At 58.1% G+C, this 23,110-nt stretch carries 19 protein-coding genes; 9 read left to right on the forward strand and 10 right to left on the reverse strand.

Annotated elements, in window-relative coordinates:
* Positions 1–224: 224 nt before the first annotated feature.
* Both FBZ93_RS38225 and FBZ93_RS38230 read right to left on the reverse strand, forming a co-directional pair.
* Positions 225–1,568: a UDP-glucose dehydrogenase family protein gene (locus FBZ93_RS38225; protein WP_146992765.1), complete on the reverse strand. Its 1,344-nt coding sequence runs from the start codon at positions 1,566–1,568 to the stop codon at positions 225–227.
* Positions 1,568–2,653 (reverse strand): NAD-dependent epimerase/dehydratase family protein, encoded by a 1,086-nt coding sequence (locus FBZ93_RS38230; protein WP_146992767.1) that lies wholly within the window; start codon positions 2,651–2,653, stop codon positions 1,568–1,570. The genes FBZ93_RS38225 and FBZ93_RS38230 overlap by 1 nt, the downstream gene beginning before the upstream one ends.
* Positions 2,654–3,867: 1,214 nt before the next feature.
* On the opposite strand from FBZ93_RS38230, the gene FBZ93_RS38240 reads away from it, so the two are divergent.
* The 4 genes from FBZ93_RS38240 to FBZ93_RS38255 all read left to right on the forward strand — a co-directional run bounded on the left by FBZ93_RS38240 (position 3,868) and on the right by FBZ93_RS38255 (position 7,258).
* Positions 3,868–4,200 (forward strand): hypothetical protein, encoded by a 333-nt coding sequence (locus FBZ93_RS38240; protein WP_146992768.1) that lies wholly within the window; start codon positions 3,868–3,870, stop codon positions 4,198–4,200.
* A 115-nt stretch (positions 4,201–4,315) separates the two neighbouring features.
* The gene (locus FBZ93_RS38245; RefSeq protein WP_146992770.1) at positions 4,316–5,542 is read left to right on the forward strand and encodes a class I SAM-dependent methyltransferase; all 1,227 of its coding nucleotides are present in this window, start codon (positions 4,316–4,318) and stop codon (positions 5,540–5,542) included.
* Entirely contained in the window at positions 5,539–5,787 is a 249-nt protein-coding gene (locus FBZ93_RS38250) for a hypothetical protein (protein ID WP_146992772.1), read from the forward strand. Before FBZ93_RS38245 ends, FBZ93_RS38250 begins: the two co-directional genes overlap by 4 nt.
* A gap of 163 nt (positions 5,788–5,950) precedes the next feature.
* Positions 5,951–7,258: a DUF4910 domain-containing protein gene (locus FBZ93_RS38255; RefSeq protein ID WP_433995480.1), complete on the forward strand. Its 1,308-nt coding sequence runs from the start codon at positions 5,951–5,953 to the stop codon at positions 7,256–7,258.
* Between the two features lie 452 nt (positions 7,259–7,710).
* Here FBZ93_RS38255 and FBZ93_RS38260 read toward each other — a convergent pair whose 3' ends face one another.
* The 6 genes from FBZ93_RS38260 to FBZ93_RS38285 all read right to left on the reverse strand — a co-directional run bounded on the left by FBZ93_RS38260 (position 7,711) and on the right by FBZ93_RS38285 (position 12,129).
* Complete coding sequence (locus FBZ93_RS38260; protein WP_146992774.1) at positions 7,711–8,652, reverse strand: NAD-dependent epimerase/dehydratase family protein; 942 nt, start codon at positions 8,650–8,652, stop codon at positions 7,711–7,713.
* Positions 8,653–9,052: 400 nt separating this feature from the next.
* The gene (rfbF, locus tag FBZ93_RS38265; protein ID WP_146992776.1) at positions 9,053–9,832 is read right to left on the reverse strand and encodes a glucose-1-phosphate cytidylyltransferase; all 780 of its coding nucleotides are present in this window, start codon (positions 9,830–9,832) and stop codon (positions 9,053–9,055) included.
* A gap of 462 nt (positions 9,833–10,294) precedes the next feature.
* The gene (locus FBZ93_RS38275) at positions 10,295–10,822 is read right to left on the reverse strand and encodes a DUF2285 domain-containing protein (RefSeq protein ID WP_246667817.1); all 528 of its coding nucleotides are present in this window, start codon (positions 10,820–10,822) and stop codon (positions 10,295–10,297) included.
* Positions 10,823–10,880: 58 nt separating this feature from the next.
* Complete coding sequence (locus FBZ93_RS42075; RefSeq protein WP_433995482.1) at positions 10,881–11,075, reverse strand: transcriptional regulator domain-containing protein; 195 nt, start codon at positions 11,073–11,075, stop codon at positions 10,881–10,883.
* A gap of 170 nt (positions 11,076–11,245) precedes the next feature.
* Entirely contained in the window at positions 11,246–11,524 is a 279-nt protein-coding gene (locus FBZ93_RS38280) for a DNA -binding domain-containing protein (RefSeq protein ID WP_146992782.1), read from the reverse strand.
* A gap of 377 nt (positions 11,525–11,901) precedes the next feature.
* Entirely contained in the window at positions 11,902–12,129 is a 228-nt protein-coding gene (locus FBZ93_RS38285; RefSeq protein WP_246667818.1) for a DUF2285 domain-containing protein, read from the reverse strand.
* Between the two features lie 163 nt (positions 12,130–12,292).
* On the opposite strand from FBZ93_RS38285, the gene FBZ93_RS38290 reads away from it, so the two are divergent.
* Positions 12,293–12,517 (forward strand): helix-turn-helix domain-containing protein, encoded by a 225-nt coding sequence (locus FBZ93_RS38290; protein WP_146992786.1) that lies wholly within the window; start codon positions 12,293–12,295, stop codon positions 12,515–12,517.
* Positions 12,518–14,659: 2,142 nt separating this feature from the next.
* On the opposite strand, the gene FBZ93_RS38305 is transcribed toward FBZ93_RS38290, so the two are convergent.
* Positions 14,660–15,433, reverse strand: coding sequence for an FkbM family methyltransferase (locus FBZ93_RS38305; RefSeq protein ID WP_146992789.1), 774 nt, complete (start codon positions 15,431–15,433; stop codon positions 14,660–14,662).
* 1,394 nt (positions 15,434–16,827) lie between these two features.
* Between FBZ93_RS38305 and FBZ93_RS40980 the strand changes: the two genes are divergently transcribed.
* The 4 genes from FBZ93_RS40980 to FBZ93_RS38320 all read left to right on the forward strand — a co-directional run bounded on the left by FBZ93_RS40980 (position 16,828) and on the right by FBZ93_RS38320 (position 21,553).
* On the forward strand, positions 16,828–17,001 hold the full coding sequence (locus FBZ93_RS40980; protein ID WP_167529426.1) for a hypothetical protein: 174 nt from the start codon (positions 16,828–16,830) through the stop codon (positions 16,999–17,001).
* A 746-nt stretch (positions 17,002–17,747) separates the two neighbouring features.
* Entirely contained in the window at positions 17,748–19,301 is a 1,554-nt protein-coding gene (gene rfaE1, locus FBZ93_RS38310; RefSeq protein WP_246667819.1) for a D-glycero-beta-D-manno-heptose-7-phosphate kinase, read from the forward strand.
* A gap of 124 nt (positions 19,302–19,425) precedes the next feature.
* A complete protein-coding gene (locus FBZ93_RS38315) occupies positions 19,426–19,998 on the forward strand; it encodes an NAD-dependent epimerase/dehydratase family protein (protein ID WP_167529427.1) in 573 nt (190 codons plus the stop codon).
* A gap of 427 nt (positions 19,999–20,425) precedes the next feature.
* Positions 20,426–21,553: an AGE family epimerase/isomerase gene (locus FBZ93_RS38320; protein ID WP_146992794.1), complete on the forward strand. Its 1,128-nt coding sequence runs from the start codon at positions 20,426–20,428 to the stop codon at positions 21,551–21,553.
* Between the two features lie 1,072 nt (positions 21,554–22,625).
* Here the strand turns inward: FBZ93_RS38320 and FBZ93_RS38330 are convergent.
* A complete protein-coding gene (locus FBZ93_RS38330; RefSeq protein WP_146992796.1) occupies positions 22,626–23,069 on the reverse strand; it encodes a hypothetical protein in 444 nt (147 codons plus the stop codon).
* Positions 23,070–23,110: the final 41 nt, after the last annotated feature.

Below are 23,110 nucleotides of genomic sequence, written 5' to 3' on the forward strand. Positions count from 1 at the left end.
GGCACAAGCTGATAGTGCCGGCGTCCGCGCGCCCCCGCATGCGCAGACATTGCGGTGTTGATCTGTCGGAGTCCTGTCGCCAAGCTGCAGGCGCGCGCCAAACCCTTGCGGCCCAGAAGACGCGGGTAGGAAAGCCGCGATCGGCGGCGCGAAGCTCGTGGCTGACGAAGAAAGGCTACCGATCTGGGGGCGATATGGAGGTGGGTTCGTAGATCAGGCCTGATTCAGTTTAGGCGGCGCCCGATGGTCAGGTAATCCGCCGTGGGCACAGCGGCTGGGTCGATCAGTCGACGCGCGTCGAACACCGTCTTGCCGGCTACCTGCAGCGAGGTGAGTTCGCCGTATTCCTGCGCGCGAGTCGCGATGATGACGATCTCTGCCCACTCGATCTCGTGCCGCCAGTCAGACGAGAACTGAATGCGGTTCGCGGCGCTTCCGATGGCAAGCTTGAAGTTCTCCGCAGCGAGCGGGTCGTAACACTTAACCTGCGCTTCGGCCCGCAGGAGATCGCGAACAATCTTGATCGAGGCGGATTCGCGGACGTCGTCAGTGTCCGGTTTGAAGGAAAGGCCGAGAACGAGGGTTCGTCGGCCGGACAGAGTTCCGAACTTCCGCTCGAGGGTGGAGACGATCTGGCCCGACTGCGCGGCGTTCACGTCGAGAACGGCATTCAGCATGTCCATCGGCAGGCCAAGGCTCTCGCCTTGGGTGCGCAGCGCCTGTACATCTTTTGGAAGGCACGACCCGCCGAACCCACAGCCCGGAACGAGATAGGTCAGGATCTGTGGCGCGAGGCGGCCGAAGGAGGTGATCGGCGACCAACGCTTGTCGAGATGGACGCCACGCATGACGTCGAGGGCGTCGACGCCGCCTATTGCAGCGCAGAGATTTGCGACCTCGTTCACAATGGAGATCTGGGTGGCCAGAATTGCGTTGTTGGCGTATTTGATCATTTCGGCCGTGCGGGTGTTCACCCGCACTTTATCGCAATTCCAGGGCGCATAGAGTTCCTGGAGCCGCACCAGCGTCCTCTCGTCCTCGTGACCGAGCACGATGCGATCGGGTTCCATGAAATCCTCGATCGCCTCCCCTTCGCGTAGAAACTCCGGATTCATGCCCAAACCGAAGGCCCCGAGCTTCTTCCCGGATGAGTGCTCGAGCTCTTGGCGCACCATCGTGTCCGTTGTCCCCGCAATGACCGTGCTTTTCACGACGACTGACAGGTGATGAGGGGAAGTCGCTAGATAAGCGCCAATCTGGCGAGCGCACTGGCGGACGGCGTTAAGGTCGATCGCGCCGTTCTCGGAAGGTGTCCCGACGGCGATCAAGGCGATTTCCGCTGTCTCAATCGAGCTGTGAACATCCGTGGTCGCCCTGAAGCGGGCCGATGCAAGCACTGACTTGAGTAGTTCCGGGAGGCCACGCTCATGGATATGCGGGACGCCGACGTTAAGCTGAGCGACGATATCCTTCCGCAGATCGACGCACGTTACGTCGTTTCCTTTGGCCGCGAAGCACACTCCCGAGACGAGGCCCACATAACCGGAGCCGATAATTGCAATGCGCATCACCCCCTCGACTCATCGCTTAGAAAGGACAGGTAGCGGCGCACGCCTTCATTTACGAGAATCTTGGGAGCGTACCCGAGAATGTCCCGCGCCTTCTTGATCGCGGGGCGGCGCCGGCTTGGATTGTCGACAAGATACTCTGCGTCGGAACTCCTCTCGAAGACGACCTCACTGCGGCGTCCGAACAGCTCCAGCGAAGCCTGCTGATAGATTTCGGCAAGGTCGTGGACGGAGATCTCCGGTTCGTCGATCCCGATGTTGAAATAATCGTACTTCCCATGCAGAAGGCAAAGGAGATAGCCCGTGATCGCGTCCGAGACGTAACAAAACGTGCGGGTCGGTCTGCCGTTGGAGAGAATGACAATGTCGCGTCGATCGATCACGCATCGCGCGAAATCGGCTGGCAGCCGACGATCGTCGATGCGCATGCCGGGCCCGTAATTGTTGAAGGGGCGTGCAACGGTAATGGGCATGCGATACGTCTTGGCGAAGACGTAGCACATCGTCTCGCCGAAACGCTTCGCTTCGTCGTAGCATGCCCGCGGGCCCAGGCACGCGACATTACCGCGGTATTCCTCGTCAGTCGGGATCGCGGCCTCCGGCGGATCGCCGTAGATTTCGCTGCTTGAAAAGAACAACAGCCCCCTGAGACGATTAGAATACCGATAGCATTCGAGCAGCCGCCGCAGTCCCCAGATGTTCGCATCGATGGTCTCGACCGGATACCGCCGGTAGAATGTCGGCGAAGCGATCGAGGCCATATGGATGACATAGTCCGCCGCATCAGCGCCATCGACCGATCGGAGGTCATCGCTGGCGATGTTAAACGTATGCGTCTCGAGCACATCCGGAAACTCCGCATTCAGATCGATCAGCCACTGCGGCCGATGCAGCAGTAAGCTGTCAATCGCGATGATCCGCCTCAGCTCGAGTTCGCCCGCTTTTCGCGTGAGGTATTGAAGAAAGTAATATCCAAGGAAGCCGGCACAGCCCGTGACCAGGACCGTTGCGCCCGCGAAGCGTCCTCGCGACAACGCCGCATGGATATGCTCAATATCTTCTTTGACGACGAGGCTGACTGTCACGAAGCGCTCCGAACCAGAGGCCTGGCGTTCCTGGAGTGAACCCACGAGGCTCGACCCGATGCTCAAAGCTCTTCGAGCTCATCCTCATACTGCGTATCCACGCAAGCCCAGAAACCGGTGTGACGCCACGAGTAAGCCGGTTCCACCGGCCGACGTTCGTCATCGATAGGTGACATGCTTCCGTCGCCCAGATCAATTGCCAACACCGGTAGTTGACCGGAGCACAACATTTTGTATCCCCGGATAGAGAAGTGGAGACAGACGTTGCGGCCACGTCCGAACAACTAGATGGCCTTCAACGAAGTGACTGCTCAACCATGTCGTGTAGCCTTTCAAGAATGGACCGGTGTTCGCATCGGTGAAGCCAAGGTTCACCTTTCGCGGCGCCGACGTCGTGGAGATACTAGGCCTAAAGCTGGTGGAAGGTCCTGCAGGGACCCTCGATCAAGGTAGCGAGTTCGTGCCGCGCGATCTCGACTTGTGGTCTATCTGCGCGGCACGCCGGACTTCTCGCGGATGGCAAGCCGACCGACAATGTGTTCGTCGAGGCACTCGACGGTCGCTTCCGGGCCGAATGCCTCGACATCCATTAGTTCCTCAGCCTTACGACCGGGCAGGAAAAGTGGAGGATTGGCGCAAGTACTGCAATGACGAGAGGCCCAACGGGACAATCGGCAATCGGCCGCCGATTCTGCTGCAAATCAAGACAGCGCAACCTGCCCGCCTCGCGTGATCCGAGGCATGAACTCTCGATCTGGGGACCACACTTCGGTCTCGCTGCACATCAATGATAGACTCTACCAGTACTGGGAGGAGATTGCAGAGCTCAGACCAGGTAGAGGGACTCGAGGCTCATTGAAATGGGTCCTGTCGACAAGGCGCACAAGAAGGGACCCATGGCAAGAGACGCCCGCCCCTTTGCCAACGAAACATCAGTCTTGCCGGATCGGACGTCGCTGGCTCGATCCGCCGTAGCCACAGCAAGCCTTTTCGCTTGGCGGCCACACCGCAGCAGTTGCGGTCTCAATCCAGCCGATCAATGCATATGCCCCAACGTCATCGCGAGCCCGTCCCCCCGCGCCACCAATCTTCCGTCGCTCCTTTGCGGATCCGTCTATCAGGGGTCATATCAGTGGGCAGGCAGCGACGTCGCACCGCTTCCCATAGCAAACGTCGCGCTCGCCATGGCGCTGGGTCGGATTTGCAGCTTCCTCATGATCCGCTGTCTCTGGATGGCGGGCTCGCCGCATGCGGTGGCGCTATCGGCAGGGATTGCCAATCCTGGCGTTTTGCGACCTATGCTGCCCGGCTACTACGCACTCACCCTTCAATCGCTCTCGATGGTGATGACCGGTTTGCTGCTAGCCGCGCGGCCGGGGCGCATCCACCCGCACTTGGAGTGGATCCTGGTCGGCGCTGGCGGCTCGTACCGTTTCATGACCGAACCGCCCACCTCTTCGGCCAATGCCGTCGTCGTCATGTTCCATGCCATCGTTTGCGCCAAAAGTCGCGGCTGCACGATGTTCTATTCGCCGTTCGATGAGTAGCGATACGCCTGGATGATCCGATGGCTGACTTTGCATGCCCTTTGCCACTAGCGATCCTTTCCGCACGCGACCCGACCCAGGCGCCTCTTGATGCGGGCTTCAAGGGACCGGACCTATGAAGTGCCGCAATTGCCAGACGCAATTAAGACATGTGGTCCTTGACTTGGGACACGCGCCGCCATCGAACGCCTACCGCTCGGAAGCACAGCTTCACGAGCCGGAGACGACCTTTCCGCTCAAGATCCTCGTCTGTCACGCATGCTGGCTCGTACAAACAGAAGACCACCCCGCTGCCGACGAACTGTTCACCAACGACTATGCATACTTCTCCTCGACGTCCCAGAGCTGGCTGAACCACGCCAGGATCTACTGCGAAAAGATCACCGAGATGCTGCATCTGACCCGAGACAGTTTTGTCGTCGAGGTCGCCTCCAATGACGGCTATCTTCTCAAGAATTTTGTAGCGATGGGCGTGCCATGCCTGGGCATCGAGCCAACTGCCAGCACGGCCGATGCCGCCGAGCAGATTGGCGTGCCGGTGCTTCGCGAATTCTTTGGCGCAGCCACCGCTACCAGGCTGGTGGCACGCGGGCATCAGGCAGATCTGATCTGCGGCAACAACGTCTATGCCCACGTTCCCGATATCAACGACTTCACATTGGGCCTGCGTATTCTGCTCAAGCGGCAAGGAACGGTGAACCTGGAGTTCCCGCATCTCGAGAACATGATTGCGCAGAACCAGTTCGACACCGCCTATCATGAGCACTTCTCGTATCTATCGCTGACAGCGGTTATCCATATCTTCGAAAGGGCCGGTCTTCGCATCTTCGACGTTGAGCAACTCCCGACGCATGGCGGCTCCTTGCGCATCTATGGCTGTAACAACGATGATGCACGCGAAACAACGGCAGCGGTCACGGACATGCTGGCGGAAGAGCAACGGCTTGGGTTGCTGGACCTCGGCTTGTACCGGGCATTCCAGCAAAAGGCGGACAGGGTAAAGAACGATTTCCTGGCTTTCCTGATCGAGCAGAAGCGCTCCGGCAAGTCGGTCGCCGCGTATGGCGCGGCAGCCAAGGGCAATACATTGATGAACTATGCCGGGTTGAAGCACGATCTGATCAGCTTTGTCTGCGATGCGGCAAGGTCGAAACAAAACAAGTTCATGCCCGGCAGTCACATTCCGATCCTTCCGCCGGCAGAACTCGCCAAGCGAAAGCCAGATTGGGTCGTCGTCCTGCCCTGGAACATCGCAGCCGAGGTCATAAAGGAGCACGAGCAGATCAGAAGGTGGGGCGGCAATTTTGTCATTGCGGTTCCCGAATTGAAGGTTCTGACATGAAGGTCCTGCTGACCGGCGCGCGAGCGGATTCAACGGGCGGCATCTGGTCACCCGTTTTTTTTAAAAGGGAGAGACATTCCATTGTTGCCGTTGCACGAAATCCCAAATCGCGTTTTCAAACAAGGTCGGCCTACCCAAAGGTCAATTTCGGCGCCCGTGATTTCGCCGCGGATTTCAAGCCGGCGACAGCGGCGAACATGATGATCTGTCTCCTCTTTCACTTGGCACAGTTGTGGAGCATCTGATGATATCGACTGCATCGAAGGTTGGTCGGATGGCTTTCGTGTCGACGATCCGGCGCCTTCTGTTAGACGGCCTGAGCCGTGACCATGTTTCGACAAAGGATTGCACCTTGGCCATCGCTTGCAGATCGCGATCTGTAGTGATCCCGACAGAAACGACATGCTAATGAAGATCGACGTCAAGGAAACGGATAGGAAGCCAGCGATTGACCTATATCAACTGGTCCGCGAGATGTTTCCGATCAACCGCAGTCAAACCGGCTCTGGAGTTCGCAAGACACTGAGCATCATTGCCCACCACATTGATCTCGAGATCAATGAAGTCCCAACGGGAACTTCTGTCTTCGACTGGCACGTTCCGATGGAGTGGAATATTCGGGGCGGCTCGATCTCCACACTGGGCAGAAAATGCCTGGTCGATTTTGCCAGCAACAATCTTCACGTTCTGGGATATAGCAGGCCGGTGCAGGGAGTGTTCTCGCGTGCCGAACTCGCCAGGCACATCCACACACTGCCTGATCAGCCGGATCTTATTCCATATAGGACCGGCTATCACGCCGACGATTGGGGCTTCTGCCTGTCTCATCATCTTTGGCAGACCATGAATGATGACGCCTATCATGTCGAGATTAACAGCGATATCTCGCCTGGTTCACTGACGTTTGGTGAGTGTTTCATTCCCGGCGAGACGCCGAACGAAGTCTTGCTCAGCAGCCATATCTGTCATCCTAGCCTCGCAAATGACAATCTCTCGGGAATCGCGGTCATGACCGCTCTGGCCATGCGGCAGGCGCGGCAAAAGCGACGGCTAGGGTATCGATTTCTTTTCATTCCAGCGACGATCGGAGCCATCACCTGGCTTGCTCGCAACGAGGCGGTATTGGCGAACATCAAGCATGGCCTCGTGCTGACATGCTTGGGTGATAACGGGCCATTTCACTATAAGCAGAGCCGCCAGGGAGCGATGATCGATCGGGCCGTGGCACATGTCCTCAGGCATTCCAGCCTCCGCCACGAAATAATGCCGTTCGCTCCTTACGGATATGACGAGCGGCAGTTTTGTTCGCCTGCTTTCAATCTGCCGGTCGGCTGCCTTATGCGCGGCGTACATGGTGCTTTCCCCGAATACCATACGTCGGCAGACAATCTGGATTTCGTAAGGCCGGACGCTCTCCATCAATCTTACTCGCTCATAGAGACGGTCTTGGATCTGCTTGATGCGGACTGCACGTACGAGCGCGTCGACGGTCGATGTGAGCCTCAGCTTGGAAGACGCGGTCTCTACAGAACGATCGCTGGGCAACGCGAGGCGGGCGGCGCCACGCAGATGGACCTGTTGTGGTTGCTCAACCTTGCAGATGGCGACCATGGCCTGTTGGAAATGGCGGTGCGGGCCGACATCCCCTTTGCCCGGCTTGAGTCCGCCGCGCGGATCGCCCTGGACGCGGGACTTGTCCACGCACGTCCCAAATGATCGAAGCACCTCGAATGATACACCATCATGTCGCGAGTTCATCTTTCAAGTGATCCGCTCGGTGGCGTTTGGGATGTGATGCGTTTAAACCGAGACGAGGCGCCGACTTTGGAGCTTTGCCGCCTGGATAGCGACGAAGACGTTCTTGGTCACCTTGTCCGGCGGCCCATGCCTTGCCTATACAGATTCTCCGCAATACCTGATTGAACAATGATCTAAACCCGATATCGATGCGCCCGGCGGCGCTCAATTCCAGTGCTGTTGGAGCTGTCGCGATTGCGTGATCCGAGCCCGGCATTTTGCGAGGTCCCCTCATGATGAGGCACTTTGGAAACGCGCGGCGCGTGGTGACACACAAGCCGCAGCGCACCATTATTGTCGGGACGAGGCGCACAGGAGCCACGCGTTCGTGGTCATCGAGCAACGGGTGACGCCCGGACCCCGCAGTCCGGTCATGCCACGGGTCGGGATTGATACCATTCCACTGTACGGCGCAGGCCCGCCTGCAACCTTGTCGACGGGTTCCAGCCGATCAATTCGCGGGTAGCGCCAACATCGGCTATCAAGACCCGCTCGAGCGGTCGATCGGGAACGGCCCCGAAAAGCGGTTCGGGCGCACCGGGAATCAATTCTCTTAACTGCTGTACGACCTCCCGGATAGTGCACACCTCGCCCCATCCGAGATCTATCACGCGGCCCTGGGCGCCAGATGCGTGGGCACATGCCATAAGGCCATCGACCACGTCATCGACGTAAATCCAATCAACCGGCCGGATGCCGCTGCCCAGCTTGGCACGCTCACCGCGCAAAAAGGTCGTGATAACGTAGGGGACCAGTTTGGTGAGGTCCGCCTGCGCCGGGCCGTAGACCATGGCGATCTTTGCGATGACGACCTCGGTCCGGTACAGCGCCTCGAACATCCGAGCATACCCGGACGTAGCCCCCTTTGCCGCCGCATAGGGAGAGCCGGGTATGGGATCGGGGTTATCCGGCTCTTCAACGGAGCCCGCGATCACGGTCCGGCCGGCGCCGCTTTCAGCGGTGACCAGGAGTAGATTGAATGCGGTGAGGAAGTTATTTTGCAGGATCGGCAGCACCATTTCGAAGCTGCGCGAACCCGTCACCAGACCTGCGAGGTGATAGATCGTGTCAGGCCGGACAGTCCGGATCAGTTCTCGCGTTGCTTGCAGGTCAATCAGATTGACGTTCCACCAACGAATAGCGGTGGCGCGTCCGGTGTGGCTGACATCTCCATCGATTGATTGCCACCAGGCCGGTACGTCGAGCGGGGGCTGGCGCGAGACCGCGTGCAATTCGACGCTCGAGCCCGCGAGCCTTTTGCAAAGCTGCGATCCGATGAAACCTCGTGCGCCGGTCACCAATACCTTTTCCATGCCGCATCCTAAAGACAGAAATTGCTATGGCCCATCAGGTCGAATGATGAACACGGCGAATTGCCGTAGAAGACGCGGTGGCCCAACTCGGCACGAAGCTCGGGCGGAGCCTCGAGACCGGTCTGGATCTGCATCACGGCGTTATGTGACCGCGTGGATAGCGATATCGGGCGCAGCGCTACGAAGGGTGCTGGCCAAATGATCGTCGTTGGTCATGTCGCGCAGAATCGAGTCCATGCCAGCCGCGACCCGGGCAATTTCAAACAGGCTGGGCGTGCGGCACGGCAGAGCCGCGTAGCCGGCCCCCCGCGCGCCGAGATGTTGCGGCCAAACTGCGAGCTCTGCGCCCCTGAAGCGCGCGTACCCCGTGAAAAAGACGCGCTTGCGCGCCCAGAATCGTTCATCTCTCCCATACCTTCCACGGCGCCTTGCCCTCGCCCCAGAGCGCTTCGAGGAACGTCTTCTCACGCAGAGTATCCATAGGCTGCCAGAAGCCATGGTGCTGATAGGCCGAAAGCTGTTGCTGCTCGGCCAACACCATGAGTGGCTCGCGCTCCCAGACAGTGGAGTCATCTGCCAACAGGTCAATTACTTTCGGGGAAAGCACGAAGAAACCGGCATTGATCATTTCCCCATCGCCCCGAGGCTTTTCCTTGAAACTGGCGACACGGTGATCACTACAAATTTCGAAGGCGCCGAAACGGCTAGGCGGATAGGTGGCGGTTAGAGTGGCGAGCGTGCCCTGACGACGGTGGAAGGCGATCAACGCAGTTATATCGATGTCTCCCACACCGTCGCCATAGGTCAAGCAGAAGGCGTCCTCATCAGTCAGGTAATTGGCAACTCGCTTGAGCCGACCGCCAGTCATCGTATTCTCGCCAGTATCGACGAGCGTCACCTTCCAAGGTTCGGCATGATGCTGGTGGACCTCCATGCGGTTACTTGTCATGTCGAAGGTAACATCCGACACGTGCAGGAAGTAGTTGGCGAAGTATTCCTTGATCAGATAGCCCTTGTAGCCGCAGCAGATCACGAAATCGTTGATGCCATAGTGCGAGTAGATTTTGAGGATGTGCCACAGAATCGGCTTGCCGCCGATCTCTATCATGGGCTTGGGCCGGAGGTGCGTTTCCTCGGAGATTCGGGATCCAAAGCCACCCGCGAGGATCACAGCTTTCACCGCCGGCTCCATTTCTGGCTGTTCGCCTGTCGTTGCCTGCCTTCACGGCAGGATTGCTCCGCCCGCGCGGTGCGGCGTACGGGATCCAGGAAACACTGCTGTCTGTAAGCGTTCGGATCATTTCCGTCATTGGCGGGGGTTTTCAGCGTGGCGGCAGCGGCATGATCCGCCTGCCCGGCTGAGGCCATGACACTGGCTTGGTCAAGATGATGCAAGCCGGCCGGATAGGCACCGTCGGGCAGAGCCAGCAAAGTCCGATTCAGCCGGACCAACCTTCCGTTCGCATATTGGTTGGCTCTTGGCACAGGCCCCTTCCTGCCAGCCTGATAGATGAGGCCTCATTCCAATGGATGAGCCTCGACGAACTTCTAACTGACCTGAGCCCCGCAATCTCCTCCCAGAATTGGTGGAGCCGATCACCTCGGTGCCAGGACTTCAGCACGACTAAGATCGGCGAAGAGCTCAGGAAGCGTCGTCCTTGCCATTGCGACGGAGCAACGCGCGATAGCCACCCCGCATGAGACGCAACCCCATCTGGACCAGGCGGATGGTCCGGCTGCGCAGATCGTGTGTTTTCCAAGCTCGATCGGGGATACGAGACTCGCCAAACAGGCCTTGCGCGATTTTGCGATAACTGTTCCCTTCCAGCCACGCATCGACTGCACGCAGAGCGAGGATGAGCCGATGCCGGGCCTGAATCGATAGAGCAAGAGGAGGTGGCCCGATGGCGCGGTGTTCGAGCGCCAGCCAAAATCTGCGTGCTGCCTGCGGACGAATGTCGCAGTTGTGGTCGAGAGGCAGGTCAACGGCCACCAATGAGCCGCTCGACGGAAGTTCCTTTAACCAAAGGCGATGCTTCGCTCCACCGAGCGGCACGATGGCATGCCATCCATCTGACGCACGACGAAGCTCGCTGCCCGCTACTTTGCTGAAATCAAGCTTATACCGTTTGGACGCCGCCGGGCCAATAGCCGCGCGAACGGGCAGCACGGTCGACAGCGCTTCGGGCGCCCAGAAAACGGCTTGCTCGTCGAACGTGTTTTGCGGATCAGCCGCAAAACGTCAGCCCCCACTTCCGACGGAAGTGATCCGCCGTCGCGCTGGAATGTTCGCTGCTGACCAGGGCCCTAAAGTCTTGTTGATACTCGCGATCGCGGCGCAGCCACTCCCAGGCGATGTCGACAGTATCTGCTGTCTTGGCCGCATGGTATGCGCTCTCTGATCTCCAGTCGGCACCTGGCATCCTGCTGTTTTCCCATGTCCTTAAGCGCACACGCACGCAAAGGCAATTGCAGCCTGACAAATGTGACGATTTCTGGTTGTGCTCAGGCAATTGTTCAATACTGATGCACTTACACGATGGAACGATCCACTTTTGCGATTTGAAAGGAGTCACGTGCAGATCAGATGCCTTCACTCTCCTCCTTTCGGCGACCCGCGGCGCAGGAGATCACGATAGCCATGACGCGCCGCCCACTTGGCGCGAGCCAAATGACTGTCGAAAGCACGGCGCGCGCGATCCGGCTCAAGGGTCGGATCAATACCAAGCACAATGCGCGCGACTTCGGGCCAATCAGCGTTATCGGCTTCAGCATCGAGAAGGCGCATATAGGTAACGGCGTGCTGCTCGTCGTATGGCGTGAGCTCGGGCGCGCTGGGCGCCAAATCTGCGATCTTCGGATCGGTCGGCACTGCCTGGAACTCCTACCAAACTGAAAAACCTCTATCTAAATCGAAGCGATGGTAGCCGCATTCATGGCACCTTAGTACCGCCCGACGGTTGCGATCAGGGGGAACTTCCCGCCTAAACCTCGATTGGAGGCTGCGATCGGAGATCCTGACGCCCCTGCCTCATCGCTGTCTCCATTTCGCTCGGTCCGATTTTGGCCACTGTGGATTTGATGACAGTCCATATCGCTCGGAGCGCGATCAACGGCCTGCCGGGAGCGATCGAGGCGGCCGTTTGGCGGACAACCTCGTTGCGTGCTCGCTCATCGATGATTGGCTGCGCAGCTCAGCCGGCTGTCGAGAATTTCTTCTCAATTTCGAACTTCACGTGGCCAATTTTCCTATTTGGTCGCGCCGCCGCGAAGCAGGCTGTGATAATCTCGGTTGGCCACCCATTTTACGCCCCGCCAAATAGCTAACGAGCGGTTCGCGAGCCGCGCACTGACCCGAGGATCCGGATGGATGTGCGGCATGATCCGAGCAACCTCTTTCTGCTCGGGGCCATCGGCTTCCGCATCAAGAACTCGCCAGTACGTCACCAGAAGCTGCTCATCATGGGCAGTGAGCACTGAACTAGCCGGAGCACAATCAGCGAGGATTGAGCGGTAGCGTCCGAATGATCTTACGCATGCGCAGCAGGTTGGAGCAGTTTCCGTTCACAACGTTCATGAGACGGCAGTTTGTCAAGTATATCGAGGTGCAGTATATTGAGCAAGCGGCATCCTTTCCCGCATGGATTTGCGGGAGACATTTGCCACCAATTTGCGCCGTCTGCGCAATGCGAGGGGATGGTCCCAAGACGAGCTTGCCTTCGAGGCCAAGATAAGCCGGGGCTATTTGAGCCAGCTTGAAAAGGGCGAGTACTACGTCAGTATCAAAATCATCGGTCGCCTTGCCGACAAGCTCGAGGTTGAGCCTGATGAGTTCCTGAAACGGCCCGCAAAGAGAGGCCGCTAGATAGGCACAGCCCGATACGCAGTTACTCCCCATCCATTTTTCTGGCCTCTTCCGTAACTCTTGAAAGCTGGTCTGGGTGATTTCTGGCGCTCACGCTTAGGGCTTTCCCGCGGCTGACATGGATGCGCGATGGACCTGACGCAGGAGCGCATCGGTGTGGTCGTTGGGATGGTCGTGACGATCTCCGCGGGCACATCAGCAAGACGACTTGAGGCGGCGTAACGCTTGCAACTGCTGGACCAGCACTTATAGGCATGAAGCAGTTGCGAAAGCGGCAAAGATCAAGGCAGCGAGCTAGCTTGGATTGGACATCTGAGAACGGCGTGCGATGGAGAAAGTCGTAGGGCATGCTTTCTGCCGCGCAAATTCGCTTATGTCTCGATAGGCTCGGTCTCGGCGATACATTCGCCAAGCCTGATGCTCGCAAAATGGAGCCCCGCCCGGCGGACCGAGCAAGACTCCTTGCTCACTCGCCGTTCTTGTGCAGCCGCGACCTGAGCAAGATGCGGCTCTCACCGCCCTCATTCCTCGAATCCAATTCGCGCAAATCGGCGGTTGCAGGAAGGGGCATCGTGGCACAAGCTGCGGAGCAACAAGCTTGCCAAGCCATCGAGGCAGAACAGTTCGCGCAGAACGAACTCTCCGGAGATCTCGGCCTTACGCAAAAACATTACCATCGATTTCGGAGCCGAGACCCCTGTGGTGGCGCGGTGGATTTGCTCGAACGGCTCGACAGCTCGCCGACTGCCGCGTGGCCAATGCCGGTTGGCGCGGCAGCAGCAGCCGAGAAATATTTCAATCCGCTCCAGCTGCCCAACGAAATCAGGATTCGAAGCTGCGGATTGATTCGCTTCAATTCGGCAAGTTGGGCGAAATTGCCGCCGAAGGGACCGGAGGGCACGGTCCAGCCGCAGGCTCCTGCGTCCAGGCAACAATCCGCAAGTTCAGCCAGTCTTTCTCAGTTTCGGAAGCCGTATAAGGCAGCCGGAGTCTCGCCAAGGATCCGTCCTCTCGCGCCCGCGTCTGGCACGAGTTCCTCAAGCCACGCCAGCGTCTGTGCATCGGGGTGGCGCATAGGCGTGTGCGGCCATCACGTGGGGCCACTCCGAGCCCCAGAGCAGCTGTTCCGGCGCAAGTTCCTCCAGCAGCCTACTCTACGCTGCCTTCGCCCAATCATCTGGACCGCGCCCGATCCCGACAGCTTCACCCAGACCTCAGCGCCTGCAGCGAGTGCCAGGAGCCTCTCCAGGCGGATCCCAAGTAGGATCGCGGGCGCTGTCCGCGAGTCCGAAGTCTCGGAACACCAGGCGATGGCCGTCGGTCAAGTGCAGTTCTACGAGGCGCTCTCGTCCTTCGACTCTGCCGGACTAAAGGGACGAGAAATGGCCGCAGCGCGCCGACCGCCCCCAAGGAAATCAGGGCTCGATCGAGCACGATGCGGAAGTCGCGCTGTTCGTCCTTCGTGACGAATTCTATCTCAAGAACAAAGAACCGATACCGGGGACAAATGAGCATCTGAAGTGGGAGGCAGCTCTCGAGCCTGCGCGCGGAAAAGCTAAAATCATCGTTGGAAAGAAATGACAGCTACCTGGTAGCGGCGCATCAGGTCCGATTGCTATGCTTGCCGCAATCGGCAATGCGGCTACAGTTTCGCAAGGCCCGCGATCTTGCGGCATGGCTGGGATCGGTGTGCCAAAGTAATACTCGAACCGCAATCAGCAAAGGCGCCACATGATAAGATCAGATTGAATAGTCGGTTCAAGCTCTTCGGCGTAGTCACCCGCCCGGAGGGCGGACGCCACGACAGTTATACGAACTCGACCGTCCCACACCCTGCGGCGGGCGTCTCTACGCCGCCGCCCATCGTCCGCCAACGTCGTTCCCTCCCGGATAAGTCTTCGGGTCTCGTCCACCACACATCGCAATGGAATTCAGGGAAACATCGAGGCCGACGTAGATCCTGGCTTCTCCTCCATTTGGATGGAATCGGTGCATGATCGTCAGTCAAAACGCTACGCGGCAGAGGTCAGGCGATCGAGACCGAATACCTCGTGCCTCTAACTCCATGTCGAGGAAATACTCAGGGGGAGGTCAGTACTTATCGCGTGCCGTAGGGATGCATAGCAAGACGGGCCGGCACGCCTAGAATATAAGTGGCGCGTAATGAACGCACCATTTATCGGCGGGCTTAATGCCGATTCTTCCCATCTTGACGTCTGGCTCGCGCGGATTATTCGGAGTGTCGAGCCTTGTCGGGAATGATTGAAGACATGGAACGGTCAAATAATCTTTTCGTCGCACAAGCGTAACTTCTGCCGTTGCAATGACGTGTACACCTTCTATTTCCTCTGTCTTTCCGTAGTTGTTGGCGTGAACGTGGATCACGTCATGCGATCGTCGGAGCGACTTTAGCGTAGCAAGCATCTTTTCGAAGACGTCATACAGTACCAAGTGCGGTAGCCAGTGAATCTCGATCACGATCTGCTTGAATTGATCCAGTACGTTTGGCGGCGTGGCAGGAATTACTTCGTATTCGTCATGCTCGACGTCCATTTGCATGAACAAGTCATCGCGGTCGCTGTGGCCGTTCTTGGTGATAATGTTTGCCAAGCTTCCTTCGCCGGTATCTATCATCCGTTTATGAAATCGAAAATTCGGATGGCATTTTGTCGGTCCTTCAACCGTGCCATCATACATATAAACGATGTGGCCGCGTTCTGCGAATGCTAGATCAAATGAGCAGGATTGCCCGACACCAAGAGAATAGACTGGCTGTTCCGGCCTAAAGTCATCAAGAACAACATAACCGCCGTCTCCGCTGTCACCGCGCCGGGCCTTCTCGTGTCCGATGACTGAGACGGGCCGCAAAAGGGAAAGAACCTCAATTGCTCTGCGCCTGATCTCCAATTCGACCATGATGGTTGCTCCAAAACGTCACAAGCCCCCGGAGCACGACCGTGCAAGCCCGATGCCAGTTGACCTAACCCTGAACTTTTCATCCAGCAGCGGTTAAAGTCTCGGAGCAAAAACTCGAGTTCTTGGTGGTCCACAGCTCGGTCACGCTGCAGCATAAGACCCCGAGACTCTAATCGCTGCTGGATGAAAACTCCGCGGCGGGTCAGGACATTGCCGATGAGGTCGTTGCCGTGCAACAATATTTGGCTGCGGCCACGCTGGTGGATCATTCTGATTAGCCTGGCAAGAAAGCGCTTCCTTCCGCGGCCATCCATGAAGTTATATTTGAGGCGCACAATGCCTGTCTCAGAGCTGTCTTCAGTATGGCAGCACCCGCTCTCGACCACAGATAAGGCGATCGCTTGACATTCTTGTACTTGCCTCGCCGCCGCCAAAACCGATACCAAATTCGGCGGGATTATTTTCAAACTGGATGTCTTTGCCACCAGGTGGCCAATTCGACTGTCGTGTAGCGGCCGCTGACCCGAGTTATCGGCGCGGACCGGCCGGTGCTGGTAATTCGCCCACCCATCCGCCTGCATGACGTGAAGATCATGGCGTCGCGCTGCTGTTCGCATATGCCTTGTCGGGGTCGCCCGATCGCGCGGGCGTTTTCGGCGGCAAGGGCACCGCGTCAGTTTGTGTCCTAGCCTTCGACCAAGTTTCGATCCGATGCTCCGAAGGTTGCGGCGAACGCAGCAACGATCGGTCGCGTGGAACGAAGTCACGAGCGCTGCGTGTCCCGACGGACCGGACAGTTTGTCGCCGACTTTGGCGACTTGATCACCTGTGGTCCCCGAGAGCATCGCTCTCACGGTCGACCGCAACATCCACCTTCAACTTTTTGCACGCGGGAGCAGACGCGGGGCCCGTCGCGAACCCGCGTATTTGAATGACACGCCCTTATAGAGCTCTACGGCAAACATCGGGCGAGCCGATTCCACTGAGCCGTCAAATGGCGAAATGGGTTTTTCATCCCGCCACAACCGCGCAATTTGGGGTAGACAGTATCGTCGCCGACATTGATCCGCGCTTTCTCCAGGCTGGTATCCTTCAAGACGGCTTTGCATGTCGACGCCAATTCCTCTTCGAATTGGCGCGAGTCGAAGCCTTCGAAAGTAGGCACGCAGACAAAGGAGCCGCCCGAACGCCATGGCTAGTAGGCGGGCAAGGAGCCGCAATTCCCCTTATAGACCGCGATCTCGGCCAGCGCTCCTTGGTGGTTTGATAAAATGCGTTTAAGATTAAGAATCAAGCCCCAAAGGACGCGGCTTGTCCAGGCCGTACCAGGGAGTTTGTCGTTCTAGATCAGGTCTAGCGCCCTCATTCACGACTTCCGTGTCCGCCCTCTCAAGATGATCTACACCACCAACGCCTACGCCGCCAACGCCGTAGAGGCGCTGCATCGCTCGTTACTTTCTGCAGGCCACGGCTCAGGCGAATCCATCAGAGCTTTGGCTGGCGAGAACAAATTGTGGCTGACGTTGCATGACGAACTCCTTGCGATTGGACCGATGTTCATCGAATAATAATTGACATGCCATCACGTAGATCAATTACTAGCGTGGGTAGTTGACCGGCGGGAACATTGTGGCACCTCGCCACAGGTTCACGTAGGCCTCGCGGCCAGAAATCGCAGATGTTATCCGTGAGCCCGTGGGGCCACGGCAATAAGCCGGACCAACGCCGCGTTCGGGCAAGTGCGGGCGACTGAGACTATCGACGCATGAGACCGCATCCGGTTTTCAGGCAGTCGACGACCTTTGTCATAGGCCTGCCAACTCCTGGCGCTCGCTGTCGTTCGGCACAACTTACAGTGCCCTCCGAATGATTTGATCGTCAACGACTGCGACACATTTCGCTAGCGCACGGTCCTGGCTCTTTCGACCCGATCTGCCTCGTCGCTCTCGTCTAATCCGGCCCGCACGGAATAGGCTTGGCAAGTTCCCTTCGGCTGCCCGGAAGAGCACAGTACGCTCTTCTGGCAGCGCAAGCGCACGATTAGTGTTCAGTTTTTGACAGCGGCACCAAGTTGTCAGGTTTGAAACAGCGTTCGTGGTCGGGCGCTCTAAAGGCTTTTTGAAGCATAATCAGGCACTCAACGCGCACCGACGAGCTGGCACGGCCGTTGCCAAGGTGCAGCAATAATGAGTGAGCGTTGGGTTGCGCGCGGACGCGCGGAATGAGCAGTGCGGCCCTTCTCGAGGCCGGCAGACTTGTTTCTGAGAGAGGAACAAGCTCGCGTACAGAGGCGCGCACTGCTGCGGAGAGCGGCTTGGCGCGTCTGGCTCGCACCAACAGACCGGTCGGGCTGGCTGATCTCTCGGACCATTGCAAGGAAGTGGCTTCGGATATCATGTATTTTGACTTTTCTGGTTTGCGAATTACCGTCGTGGGCGACCTGATCCTTGATCGCTATCTCGAAGGGCTCGTGAAGCGATTGTCGCCCGAGGCTCCCGTTGCAGTGCTTTTGCAACAGAGTGAGCGTGACGTGCTTGGAGGGGCGGCTAACGTAGCGGCCAACCTGTCGGCCCTCGGAGCCAAAACAGATCTTGTCGGAGTTGTTGGTGCGGACGGCACTGGCGCCCGCCTGCTCGACATGCTTGAAAGGCTGGTAGGCGTGCGCACGGATATTGTCGTGGATAAGGATCGACCTACGACGTGTAAGACTCGCGTCGCGAGCGGCGCACATCAGATCGTCCGGATCGATCATGAGCTGTCGAATTTTGTGCAAGTCGAGACTGAGGCGGATTTGGTGGGCGCCGCTCGCAATGCCGCCGAGCAGGCTGACGTGGTAGTCCTCTCTGATTATGCGAAGGGTGCTTGCTCGGATCGCGTCATTCGAGAGACCATTGAATGTGCCACGCGTGCTGGCAGACCAAGTATAGTTGATCCGAAGCGTCACTCGCTTGAGATTTATCGAGGCGCCACTCTGATCACGCCAAATCGAGACGAACTAATGAATGCTGTCCGGATGCCATGCGAAACTGACGCGGAGGTCGAGCGCGCTGGCAAACGTGCGATTGAACATACGGGAGCTTCCATCCTATTGACTCGTTCCGAGCAGGGTTTGTCGTTCTTCTCACCCGACGGACACGTGCTACATCTTCCGACGGCGACTCAAGACGTCTTCGATGTTTCCGGTGCCGGCGATACGGTTCTTGCTGTGACCGCCCTCGGCTACGGCGCCAACCTACCTGTAAGCCAGATCATGCGATTGGCCAACACGGCAGCCGGCATCGTTGTGGGCAAGGTCGGCACGGCGGTGGTTACTCTTCCGGAACTCTACGCCGCACTAGAAAAGCAGATGGGAAGTCCCCGCGGAGAACGAGGCGGTTTGGTCACGTTGCATCAAGCCCTAGATCAACGCGAGCGATGGCGCCGTCAGGGCCTCACGGTAGGCTTTACAAACGGATGCTTCGACCTGCTTCATTCCGGCCATGCTGTCCTGCTGAGTAAGGCGGCCGAGGCTTGCGACAAATTGATCGTGGCAATTAACAGTGACGCTTCGGTAAAGCGACTCAAGGGACCGTCGAGACCCATTCAGACCGAAGAATCGCGTGCCCATCTTCTTGGTGAAATGCGCATGGTCGATCTGGTTGTCAGTTTTCAGGATGATACGCCGATCAGGCTTGTCGAGGCGCTGCAGCCTGATGTCCTAGTCAAGGGAGCAGATTATACCGAGGACCAGGTCGTTGGTTCGGAGTTCGTCAAAGCGCTCGGCGGCAAGGTGGTGTTGGTGCCGCTTATGCCTCATCAGTCGACGAGCTCGCTCATTAGAAGAGGCCTCGGCGGAATAGTCTCAAATGCCGCAGGTTCAGAAACGTAAGTAGCAATATGAGATGTGCGCTCGCTGCGCGACAGGCCACGTCAGTTGCTGCCGATCCCAAGTACGATCGCGATCATGGCCGGCAAGCTGTCGGACTTTCGCCCATTGCCGAGAGAGGAGTCACATGATTCTCGTGACCGGCGCAGCCGGCTTTATTGGTTCGAACATCGTTGCTGTCTTGAACGACCTGGGGCGCAACGACATCGTCGTTTGCGACTGGCTAGGCAAAGACGACAAATGGCTTAATCTTAGAAAACGCCAATTCGCCGGGTTTGTTCACCCGGAGCGGCTATTCGCGTGGCTGGATAGCGGAAAAGACATCGAAGCTATTGTTCACATGGGAGCAATCTCTGCAACGACAGCCGTCGATGGCGATGAGGTGATACGGAACAACTTCGACTATTCACTGCAATTGTTAGACTATTGTACCGTGGAGAATATGCGTCGTCGGCCGCGGTCTATGGAGACGGCAACCAGTCGTGTTCGGACGATAATAGGAGTGGATGCCATTAGGGCATTGCGTCCCCTTAACCTCTATGGCTGGAGCAAGCGCCAGTTTGACCTTGTTGTTGCAGACAGAATCGCGAAGGGTCGGCCGCTGCCACCAAGGTGCACCGGGTTTCGCTTTTCAACGTATTTGGACCCAACGAATATCATAAAGGGGCATGAAGAGAGTAGTTGCCAAGATATTTCCTGACGTCGCGGCGGGCGGATTTGTCTCGTTGTTCAAGAGCCACAGGGAGGCTATTGCAGATGGAGAGCAGCGGCGCGACTTCGTCTATATCAAAGATGTGATCGCCGTGGTTCTTTGGGGCCCCGGTCCTAGCGGGCGCTACGGCATCTTCAACGTAGGCACGGGAAAAGGCCCGCGCTTTTCGAGCCCTAGCCGAGGCCGTTTTTGCCCCCCTGAGGATGAAGAGAAACATTGAGTATATCGATATGCCCCCAGCCTGCAAGACAAGTATCAGTTTTACCGAGGCTTCGCTGGATAATTTGCGCCAGGCCGGCGATGACGCGGAGTTTATGTCGCTTGAGCGCGCGGTTGGCGACTATGTGAAGAACTTATTTGGCTGAGCAGGATCCATATAGATGATCAAGCTGGTCATCGGACGGTGTTTCGCTTAATGGACCAGTTCTCAAAATTCCGGAACTGGGCCTTGCAGCGCGCCTTACCGTTGTGGGCAAGTATCGGCTTCGATCATTCCGCCAAGCTGTTCGAGGAAGCGGTCGATTTCGATGCTAGTCCACTGATATCGATGCACCGGCGGGTTATGGTGCAGGCCCGCCAGATTAGCGTCTACGCGTTGGCGAGCCAACGTGGCTGGTTTCACGGACGCGACATCGCCTTGGCCGCTGGCCGATCAATGATACGATCTTTCTGGGCAGTTGACGGAGAGCCAGGATGGGTGTTCTCGATCCGCCGAGATGGTACGGTTGCGGACTCTCCACGCGATCTTTATGCTCATGCATTCGTGCTGTTTGCCTTAGCTTGGCTGATTAAGCTATCGCCCGACGATCTGTTCTACAGGTCTATCGAGGAAACAATCCTCTTTCTGGATGACCGTTTAGCGGATCGCCAACATGGTGGTTTTTGGGATGCGCTGCCGCGCCCCGACAGTCTGCGGCGGCAAAACCCTCACATGCATTTGCTGGAAGCCTATCTTGAGCTATTTGAAGCGACGTCGCAGGCTCGGTATCTTGATCGGGCGGGCGCGCTGGTAGCACTTGCGAGCCGTAAGTTCATAGGGTCTGATCGCGGCGTCTTACGAGAGTATTTCGACGATCGCTGGCAAGTCATTCCCGCGCCGGGCGCGGGCAGTGTCGAGCCGGGCCACCAGTTCGAGTGGGGATGGCTGCTCCGTCGCTATGAAGGCTTGGCATCAGTTTCGCTTGAAAGCGAGGTTCGTCGCCTCGTTTCATCGGCTTTGACGCTTGGAACCGACCGCATGCAAGGCCGCATTGTTGATGAAATAGGTGAGGACGGTTCAGTTCGGAGGCGTTCGAGTCGAAGCTGGCCGCATGCGGAAGCTCTGAAGAGCCTGGCTGTGGAAACGCGGCGAGGGAGCGGTAATTATCGTGAGGACATCGCAGCATTGCTAGGCCGCCTTGTCAATGTTCATTGCCCCGAAAGGTTGGGCGGGGGATGGCTCGATCATGTGTCTGATAAAGATGAACCAATAAGCACATCTATGCCGGCTAGCACCCTTTATCACCTGATATTCGCTCTCGCCGAGTGCGAACGATGTCTCTGATTTTTCGGGGATCGCATGGGCGATTCCAATTGAACCTGCCGGTCGAGAAAATCCTCGCTTTCCCGAATGCCCACGATGACGTCGAATAGGGCGATGCCGATCGTCGGCGTCGAAGCATTCTGTCGCGAATAGACACACCGCACATGCGCGCCGACACTGGGGTGGACGGCATCGTTATCTACGCTGATCAGTTCGGACAGGCACGAGCCGGTCTGGGCCGCGAGCAGCAGAAAGTATGATCACGGCGTCCGAGCCATGTCATGCAATCGGGAGCGGCGGGAATCGCCTCGATCTCGGGCTGCGTCAGGAAATGCACCTGACGCTTGCTTGATATCGCCCAGGACTCGCTGGATCGGGACCTGTGCGCAGGGCGCCTCGAAAGACACAAACCTCAAGCAAGGAGCGAATGGCAATCAGACGCAAGTTGCGCGTCTTGACGCTGGCGCCTCGATTGGTCCCGAGATCGGCAAGGAACGCGTCGACAAAAGGCGCATCGGATCGTCTAGGCTCGATAGCGGTTTGCAGAGCCGCATCCGTGCAAACGTGAACAGAAGCCGGAACGTGTCTCGGTAGGATGCAATCGTGTTGGCGCGGACATCGTGCTGGCCTAAGAGCCGCTCGGTAAGTAACGCTCGATGAGCCCGGCGAGGCTGCTACTCGGCTTCATGGCCTGGCCTGCGCCGCTCAGCCACGAAGAAGTACGCACCGCAGCGTGATCCGAGGTGAGCATCCCGCCTTTCCGCGCAGCTGTGGGTCGCCGGATGCAAGGGCGCGAGGCGCGATTTGCCGAACTCACTCTCTCGAACTGCGAGTACGCCTTCCTCGAGATCGCCGTCGGTACGCTCAAGCTCAATCGCCTCGGATAGACGCATGGCGGTCACTGCGATCGCCCGAACAGATAATGATAACTCCAGCGCCGCAGTGCGGCCGCAGGAGGCAGGGCAAGTGCCGCTTCCGAGTACGGGTCGCAGAGTGGCGGTCATTGCACGCCTGCAGCCCACGACAGGCTCAATGTGCGAGGTCTCTCAATATTCGCCTTCGCATCCACGCGGGCGGCATCATGGCTCTCTTATCACAGCAACCGGCCGATCTCAGACAGAGTCGCGTCGAATCCGAGAAGCTCGATGGTAAGGCGGCGCAATAAGATATAGGCCCCGTGATAGAGGCGGAGCCACGGACGCCGGCACGTTCCTAGGCCGTCCTGGCGGACATCGTAATCGCGCCACCCGATGCAAATCCCCACGCGAGGCACCGGCGTGGGCAGAAACAGCCGGCGCTTGGATGACGTCGGGCAGGTATCACGCAGGTCGGTCACGACGGACGCGCCGACGTCTGGAGGCATCGGCATTCGTGCTCGCTGCCGCCCCCTGGCGCAAATAGGCATCTCGCCGGATCGACAGTCGATCTGATCCAGGGTGAGGATCGCGACCTCGCCGGCTCGTAAACCGAGCTTGGCCAGCAGCATCAGGATGGCGTAAATCCCGCCGGCCCATCGCGGAAGCCCGATCGCAACCATGTTGCGTATCGGCTGTCCTCGAGCATGGCTCCTCAAAAATG

This window comes from Bradyrhizobium macuxiense (genome assembly GCF_007993935.1).
Taxonomy (GTDB): Bacteria; Pseudomonadota; Alphaproteobacteria; order Rhizobiales; family Xanthobacteraceae; genus Bradyrhizobium; species Bradyrhizobium macuxiense_A.